Source organism: Acidovorax delafieldii 2AN, from assembly GCF_000175235.1.
Taxonomy (GTDB): Bacteria; Pseudomonadota; Gammaproteobacteria; order Burkholderiales; family Burkholderiaceae_C; genus Acidovorax; species Acidovorax delafieldii_B.
Genome location: NZ_ACQT01000403.1, coordinates 1 through 2165 on the forward strand (window position 1 = coordinate 1; position 2165 = coordinate 2165).

Below are 2165 nucleotides of genomic sequence, written 5' to 3' on the forward strand. Positions count from 1 at the left end.
AGCGCAGGATGCCGGGGCCGTGGCCTCGCCAATCGCGGGCACCCTGCATGCCTGGAAGGTGGCCGACGGCGATGCCGTGCAGGAGGGCGACGTGATCGCCGTGATGGAAGCCATGAAGATGGAAATGCAGGTGGCAGCCCACCGCAGCGGCCGCATCACGCTCGCAGCCGAGGCCGGCAGCGCGCAGGCCGCAGGTGCGGTGATCGCGCGCATCGGCTGACGCGGCGATTTGCATTCCTTGGGACAACCAGGCGGGGAGCCGAAAGCTGTGCACTGGCACGGCGGGCAACCCCACAACGCCCTGCGGTAGTAAGAACCTGTTTACGGCCTTTTCGGGGATGGTGTTGGAGTGCCATCGGGATGAGTGGATGCTTCGGATGCGCCGCAGGGGCTCATGCCCATGCAAGCAGCCGGTGCGCCAAAACACCAAGTTCATCGGCCCGATTTCACTCCAAGCCCTCGGGCAAGTGCCCTGCCGGGCGGTCTGCGGCGTTGCACCGCTTGCCAGTAGCACGGCCATTGGCTGCGCGTCGCGCCTAGCAGCCCATCCCGGCAAGGCGCTTGCGCGACCCCGAGAAAATCGTAAACAGTTCTGAGCAAATCGAGAGCAGCGCCCCTCGGGAGGGCTTTGAGGACGGGGCAGGCTGGCAGGCCCACCTGTTTGGCCCCAGCCGCAGCGGCGGCTTTCGCCAGCCTCACCGTCAGCGCGAGTTCAAATGATTGGGGCAGCCCCACGCGGATCTAGTACCCCACCCGGGCGCGCATCCGGTGCCTGCACTGGCGGCCCATGGTCGCGCTGCCGGGGGTGCCCCAGCCCCTTTTCCTCGGGGCCCGCAAACGCGGGGGCGCCAGTTACCGCGCGACTTGGGCGACCAGGCCCATTTCGGCGCTGCTCAGCAGCGATTCGATGTCCATCATGATGAGCATGCGGTCGCCCAGCGTGGCAATGCCCGTCACAAAGGCGGAATCCACCTGGCTTTCGAACTGCGGCGCGGCCTTGATGGCGTCGGGCGCTAGCGCAACCACATCGGCCACGGCATCCACCACCGCGCCCAGCACGGTGCCGCCCACGTTCAGGATGATGACCACGGTGAAGTCGGTGTATTCCGCCTTGGGGCAATGCAGCTTCAGGCGCAGATCAACGATGGGAACAATGCGCCCGCGCAGGTCGACCACGCCCTTGATGAAGTCGGGCGCGTGGGCCATGCGCGTGGGCTGCTCGTACGAGCGGATCTCCTGCACCCGCAGGATGTCGATGCCGTATTCCTCTTCTCCCAGGCGGAAGGTGAGGTACTCCGCCGGGGCGGCTGCACCGGCCCCTGTACGCGAAGGAGCCTCGGGGCGGGGTGCAGTGGGGGCGGAAATCATGTGCGCATCCTTCTAAACATCGGTTCGGACAGGCAGGCGGCCGCGCCACGCCTTCGCTTTCCGAAAGAGCATAGCAGTGTTTCGGTTGCATTTGTTAACAACCCTGGCGCCCCTGCGACCGCTTCCCTGCCCCGTTGGCCGCACGCCTCAGGCATTTGGCGGCCACCGCACATCCGCACCCCATTGCACGCATGCCGCAGGGCAGATGTTCCGCGCTGCCATCCGCAGGTGCCCTGCTACAGCAAGAACTCGCTGTCGGCCCCCGCCCCGCCCCAGGGAAAGGCCGCTTCGATCACGGGTGTTGACTGCGCAGCGGCACAAGCCGCTCGGGGCGCACGGCATGTTTTGGAGCGATCGGGAAACACCTATCGTGCGGCGCGTGCGAACGAAGACCCGCACGCCGCCGTACATAGACGGACGCAGCATCGATTTTTCGAAGTGCGCGGAGCAGCGTGGCGACGGCATTTCGGCGGTGTGAACGAGGGCACGGTGCCCGCGTTCGAGGACAGAAGCAGCGCCGAATACAAGCGCCCGGTTGCCCCGTGGGGGTGCGCTGGGCAGGCATCCGCCGCAGGGACGACGGAATGACCGCGCGGGGAGCCCGGCAAGGGCGCATTGAAACGGCCGCGCAGAACTCAGATCGCTCTCGTTTTTATAGCTAAAGGCGCACTACGGGAAAGCGCATGAGGTCAGTTTTATTTCAAATCGGCCGACAAATCAAAAACTCTCCCATTCGTCATCGCCCCCCTTGGGAGTTGCACTGGCTTTGGGGGCCGGGGCTACCGGCGCCGCTGCCA

The 2165-nt window shown here is 65.9% G+C and carries 2 protein-coding genes; one reads left to right on the forward strand and one right to left on the reverse strand.

Annotation, left to right across the window (positions count from 1 at the left end; all coding sequences use genetic code 11):
- Positions 1-220: acetyl-CoA carboxylase biotin carboxyl carrier protein subunit (locus tag ACDELDRAFT_RS21585; protein ID WP_005800560.1), on the forward strand; the 220-nt coding region annotated here is incomplete at its 5' end.
- Positions 221-852: 632 nt separating this feature from the next.
- Here ACDELDRAFT_RS21585 and ACDELDRAFT_RS21590 read toward each other — a convergent pair.
- On the reverse strand, positions 853-1368 hold the full coding sequence (locus ACDELDRAFT_RS21590; RefSeq protein WP_005800562.1) for a chemotaxis protein CheW: 516 nt from the start codon (positions 1366-1368) through the stop codon (positions 853-855).
- Between the last annotated feature and the right edge of the window lie 797 nt (positions 1369-2165).